The sequence below is a fragment of the Stenotrophomonas sp. B1-1 genome (genome assembly GCF_010894375.1).
Taxonomy (GTDB): domain Bacteria; phylum Pseudomonadota; class Gammaproteobacteria; order Xanthomonadales; family Xanthomonadaceae; genus Stenotrophomonas.
In genome coordinates, this window is the sequence record NZ_JAAIUZ010000042.1 from 1 (window position 1) to 5155 (window position 5155).

Here is a 5155-nt window from a genome sequence, read left to right on the forward strand (position 1 = left end):
GCGGTGGCGTCGATGATGTAACCGCCGGCCTTGAGCTCGCGGAACTTGGCATTGATCGACTCGATCATGTCCTTGACCAGGGTCGGGTGCATGGGCAGGTCGATGTACTGCAACTGCGCCTCGGCGATGGTGTCGGCCAGGATCTGTGCGGTACGGGTGGCTGACTCGAACGCAAACAGCGGATCATCACTGAGCGTGCGGCATCCCCAGAAGCGATAGCCGCGGCTGTTGATCAGCGTGGTGATGTCATTGGCATTGAGCAGGCCGGCATCGGTCTGCGGATCCTGCAGGTCCCAGGTGACATCGGCGCTGATGCCGGTCACGCCCTGCACCGGCACATTGGACAGGGTCTTGTGCCAGCCGGTTCGCTGATCGATCAGGGCGCGCAGGCCGATCGCCCGTGCGGTGGCGTAGCTGGTGGCCGGGGCATTGGCGGTGGTATCCCAGGCCAGGAAATCGGGCCACATCATCATCAGCTCGCGATCGCCAAATTCCTTGCGGTAGGTCAGGATCTCCGCCACGGTTTTGGCTTCACCCACGCCCACGTAGGCAATGGCGCGTAGCTTCTTGCAGATCGACGCCAGGGCCGTGGTGACCGGCTTGGGATCCAAACCGGGTGCGCCGATGATGCGCGGCTTGACGCCCAGCTTGCTCTCGGCCACCAGTAGCGCCTGCAGGCCGGTATAACGGCCCTCGACCACCGTGCCGATGACATTGCTGATGGTGGCATCTTCATCCTCGCCTTCTTCCACCCGCACCACCACGGTAACCGGGTTGGACTGGTCGGCGATCGCCGTCAGTACGCCGGCCAAGGTGCCGGTGGTGCCGGCCTTGCCAATGGCGCCACGCACGTCGGTCAGCAGCACCGGGATATCCAGCGGGAAGGTGGCCTCATCGGCGTCGGGAGCGGTACACACCACACCGACGATGGCCGTGGCCACGGTGCGGATGGGGCGGATGCCGCCGTTGAGTTCAACCACGCGCACGCCGTGGTGGTAATCCTGGGCCATGGGGGGCTCCTGTGGTTAGAGGGTGGGGAAACGAAGGGGAACGGTGAGCGAGGTGGCCGGGCGGCCATCGCTGGGTCGGTAGTCCAGCTCGAGCAGGAAGGCGCCCGGCGCGCCAGCCGGCGCCAAGGCAATGCGGGTCAGCCGGATCCGGCTCTCCCAGCGCATCAAGGCGGTGGCAATGGCGCCAAACAGCTGCAGGCGCGTGCGCTCGTTGAAGGGCTGGTCGATCAGGTCCGGCAGCAGCGAGCCGTAGTCGCGGCGCTGGACGCGTGAGCCCAGCGGGGTGGTCAGAATGTCGGCGATGGATTGCATCAGATGTGCCGTACCGGCAATGGCGCGGCCCGTGGTGGCGTTCATGCCGCTCATTGCGGCGCTCCGGTGTTACCGCTCCCAGGCTGTACGCCCGGGTGGGTATGACCGGCCAGGCTGATGCCACCGCCTACGACATCGTCGCTGGCCTCGATCGCACCTGACACGCTTACATCACCGGTGATGGTCACCGGGCCGGTGATGCGCACGCCGCCATCGGCAACAATGGACACGGTCCCGCCGGCGGGCAGGGTGGCAGCCAGCGCGTGTGCAGCGCTGTCATAGGCCACGGTGGCACCGTCGGCGAACTGGATCAGGGTCAGGTCAGGGCTGCTGGACGGTGCCGGGAACGCATCGCAGAACAGCCCGCGGAGGGCGATGGCATTGGCCAGGTCGCCATCCACGCACAGCAACAGCACTTGCTCGCCGATTGACGGAGGTGCCCACACGCGCGTAGCGCCCGCCGCTGGGCTAAGCCAGGGGATCAGGTCGGTGTGTACTTCACCACTGCGCACGCGACAACGCGCCGAGGCGTGATCGATCTGGCTGATCGCTCCCTCGCGCAGGAGATTGTTGAGTTGTTGGGGCAGGCGCGAATCCATGCGCATACGGTGCGGCACGCCACTCGCGCGCGCACGGAGTGGGCTGTGTAGCAGCGCACCGTACAAGCGCACGACAACGGTACGTGATGACCGGACGCGTTCACGCGTGCGTGATGGAATTGCGCAGAAGGTAGGGCTGCCAGTGGGCGAACTGGCGCGATGAAGGAGCTCAGGTCACGTGGGGTACCTGAGCTAATTGCCCCTCCAGATCCTGCTTCGTCTCTCCCGTCGAGGCAGGTCTGGAGGGCGCAATGTTTAGGTTCGCTGGAATCGAACCCTTCTTGGGCTGGTCGTCATGCCTAGCTACTGCAGCTGACACTCAGCGGCAGAAGGGAAACCGATCGTCTCCCCTTGGCCTTTGCAGCGAACGAGGATCTGCTGTCCCTTAGACAGCCCGGCGGCAACATCCTTGGACAGTCCATGCAGCTGGACCCACTGGAACGTTCCAGCTGCCAGTTGCACTACCGGGTCATCGCCAATACCGGATTGAATCGACTGCACTTTGCCGGAGATTAGCAGCGACTTGCCCTTGAAGCGGGCATCTGCAGAAATCTCATTTTCCGCGTAAGCACTGTAAAGCTGCTCGGCCGAGACGGAAATCGGCACGGCGGCTGGGGGCGCTTTCACCGCAGAATCTGTGAGCTCAGCGGTGGCTGACGTGTTCGATGTATTCGCCTTGGGTGCGGAGGTTTGCGCAGCGGCATTAACCCCCATGGCTAGGATGCTCACGCCAATGAAATAGACAATCGGTGACGCGACCAGGGACAGAATGAGTTGGAACAAGCCTTTCGTCGCGCCCCCTTTGGCCATGGCTACGATGGCCAACACGAACGCCACCAGGTTAAGGGGCCAGCCCACGAATATGCCGATGCCGGGCAGTGGGAGTAGGAAGCACAACCATGCAATCCCAAGAATGATCCAAGCAGCCTTCCCGGCAGGGTGGGTTTGCGTGTTTCCGTTTGTTATAGCGTTCAAAGCAACTCCATTTGTATTGGCGGGCGAGTTCGGAGACACCCATACAGCCCCTTCCGGTGACTAGCGACTGCTCCGTGTCTTCGCGATATCGGACATCTGCCTATGGTCATCAGTGTCCAGCCCATATTTCGCTCCTGCTATATGGTTGCTGGCCATAGATATCCTTCGAATTTCTCGTCCAATTTTGCACGCCCGTATTTCAGGAATTGTTGCATCCAGTTCCTTGCTTACAATTGCTCGTGGCTACTGAGAGGGCTGTGGTGGAGCCTGATCAGTTATTCCATCAGGTAGCGGCTGGCCCGGCGGCAGTGGCGATGCAACGCTCCCGTCGGCCTTGTGCCACAGCGGTCGGCCACTGTAATCAGGGATCAGCTCCCAGGCCTGTGCCTGCGCATTCCACGCGTTGCGCAGCGGCGCACCCGGCTCGATGGTCAGCGGCGGCAGCACCGTCACCGCTTCCGGCAGGTCGTCACCCAGCTGCAAACGATTGGGCAGCGGGGTGGCGGTACCGGTGTCCCACAGCATCACGCCGCGATAGTCCGGCACGAGCTCCCAGGCCTGGCGTGCAGCGTCCAGGCGTAGCCACTGGTACGGACCAGGCTCGACGGTGGGCGCAAAGGCCACCACGTTCTCCGGCAGCGGCCAGGTGCCATCGGCGGAAGGGAATAGGCGCACCGGGCGCAGGTAGGCGCCGGTGGCCAGATCAACGCTGTGGCCGTAGCGGTGTTCGGAGGTATCCATAGAGGCGTCCTCAGTAGACGATGCAATAGAGCATACCGACGCCGGCCGGCAGATTACGCAGGCCGCCGGTGGCGGTGATGGTGGTGTCGTGGGTGTGGTCGCCGGTGGCGGCGATGTAGATCTCATGGGCATGGCTGCCGGCCCCGTTCATGCCCACGTTGTGGGAATGGTGACCGCCGTCGTTGAGCCAGATGCCCGTGGCCGAGGCGCTGGTTCCGACGGGGTTGGGCGAGGTGATACCCGCAGCGGACCAGCCGCCGCTGCCGCCGCCGGCATTGGGTCCGACCCAGGTATGGGTATGGCCGGGATCGTTGACATAATGGCTGTGCGAGCCCTGGCCGTCGGTCCAGCTGCCGTGGACGTGATCGCCCACCCCGCTGGAGCTGGCACCATGCCCGTGGCCACCGGCACCGGCCGTGCTGGCCTGGTGTGCGTGGCCGATGACCTCACCGTGGGTGGCGGTACCGATCCGGCTCTGATCGCTCTGGTGCACCGGCACGGTGCCCTCGATCAGGTTGGGCAGGTTAAAGGTACTGGCGCCATCGCCAGCGCCATAGCGGGTGCCGATGGCGGCAAACAGCGCAGGATAGGTTTGCCGGCTGACAGCGGCGCCATTGCACGGCAGGGTGCCGGCCGGGGCGGTGGCACCGGCAAAGGCAAACACTTGGCCGGGGATGTGTGTGCTGGCCGGTACGCCGGTCATGTTGGCCCAGTCCAGGTAGAAGGCGCCGTGCTGGCCATCGAGTAGATCAGCGTCCAGGTCGTTGCCATCGCCTTCGTCCTTGAGGGCGGCGCCCTTGAGCTCGAGCAGGGTGCGCAGGGCGGCCTGGGTGGCGGCGGCCAGTAGCTGTCTGGTCAGTGCATTGGGGGCACCCTTGCCCAATCGATCATCGAGCGCGGCACGCATCGCAGCGGACGTCACTGCGCGCTGCGCATCCGTGCCGGCGATCGCCTCGGCCGAGGTGGTCAACTCCACCACACCCATCTCGGTGGTGGTGGCTGGTGGGTTGAGAAACTCGGTGCTGCCAAAGGCGATGCTGGTGGCCTCCACATCGGTCAGAACCATGTCGGCGGCCAGCATCAAGATCGCCTGGCCAGACTTCTCCAGGATCACCTCCTCCTGGCCATACACGCACAGCAAAGTGCCATCGTCCAGGTACAGGCCGATGCCGCGTAGTGCGTAGGTGTCGCTGCCCTCATCGCGCAGGCTGATGTGGATGACATCCTCAGCCACCGCCTTGCCGCCAAAGGTCTCTAGCCGCTTGAACTCACCAGGCAGCATGGTATCGCCGCCTGCCGGATCGGGGGTGAAGGCCTGCTCGGTCAGGCCGATGGCGGTCACGGTGACGGCACGGGTGCCGGTGTTGGGGGCGTTGATCAGCGCCGCGCGGCCGGCGGCGGTAAAGGTTAGCGGCAGGGCGCTCATGGGGTCTCCTGGGAAATGCGCAGGCGGCGGTAGACGGCCGGGCGCAGCGCGCCGGCCAGGCCGAGCGATCGCTCAAAGGCCAGCGCCTGGGT

General features: G+C 64.6%; 6 protein-coding genes. All 6 read right to left on the reverse strand.

Annotated elements, in window-relative coordinates; all coding sequences use genetic code 11:
- Positions 1 to 1010: phage tail sheath subtilisin-like domain-containing protein (locus G4G00_RS21450; RefSeq protein ID WP_164276510.1), on the reverse strand; the 1010-nt coding region annotated here is incomplete at its 3' end.
- 15 nt (positions 1011 to 1025) lie between these two features.
- Positions 1026 to 1376: a GPW/gp25 family protein gene (locus G4G00_RS21455; RefSeq protein ID WP_164276512.1), complete on the reverse strand. Its 351-nt coding sequence runs from the start codon at positions 1374 to 1376 to the stop codon at positions 1026 to 1028.
- Positions 1373 to 1921, reverse strand: a complete 549-nt coding sequence (locus G4G00_RS21460; RefSeq protein WP_164276514.1) for a phage baseplate assembly protein V — start codon at positions 1919 to 1921, stop codon at positions 1373 to 1375. Before G4G00_RS21460 ends, G4G00_RS21455 begins: the two co-directional genes overlap by 4 nt.
- A gap of 303 nt (positions 1922 to 2224) precedes the next feature.
- Complete coding sequence (locus G4G00_RS21465; RefSeq protein WP_164276516.1) at positions 2225 to 2749, reverse strand: hypothetical protein; 525 nt, start codon at positions 2747 to 2749, stop codon at positions 2225 to 2227.
- A gap of 390 nt (positions 2750 to 3139) precedes the next feature.
- On the reverse strand, positions 3140 to 3637 hold the full coding sequence (locus G4G00_RS21470) for a hypothetical protein (protein WP_164276519.1): 498 nt from the start codon (positions 3635 to 3637) through the stop codon (positions 3140 to 3142).
- A gap of 10 nt (positions 3638 to 3647) precedes the next feature.
- Entirely contained in the window at positions 3648 to 5063 is a 1416-nt protein-coding gene (locus G4G00_RS21475) for a phage tail protein (protein WP_240336207.1), read from the reverse strand.
- Positions 5064 to 5155: the final 92 nt, after the last annotated feature.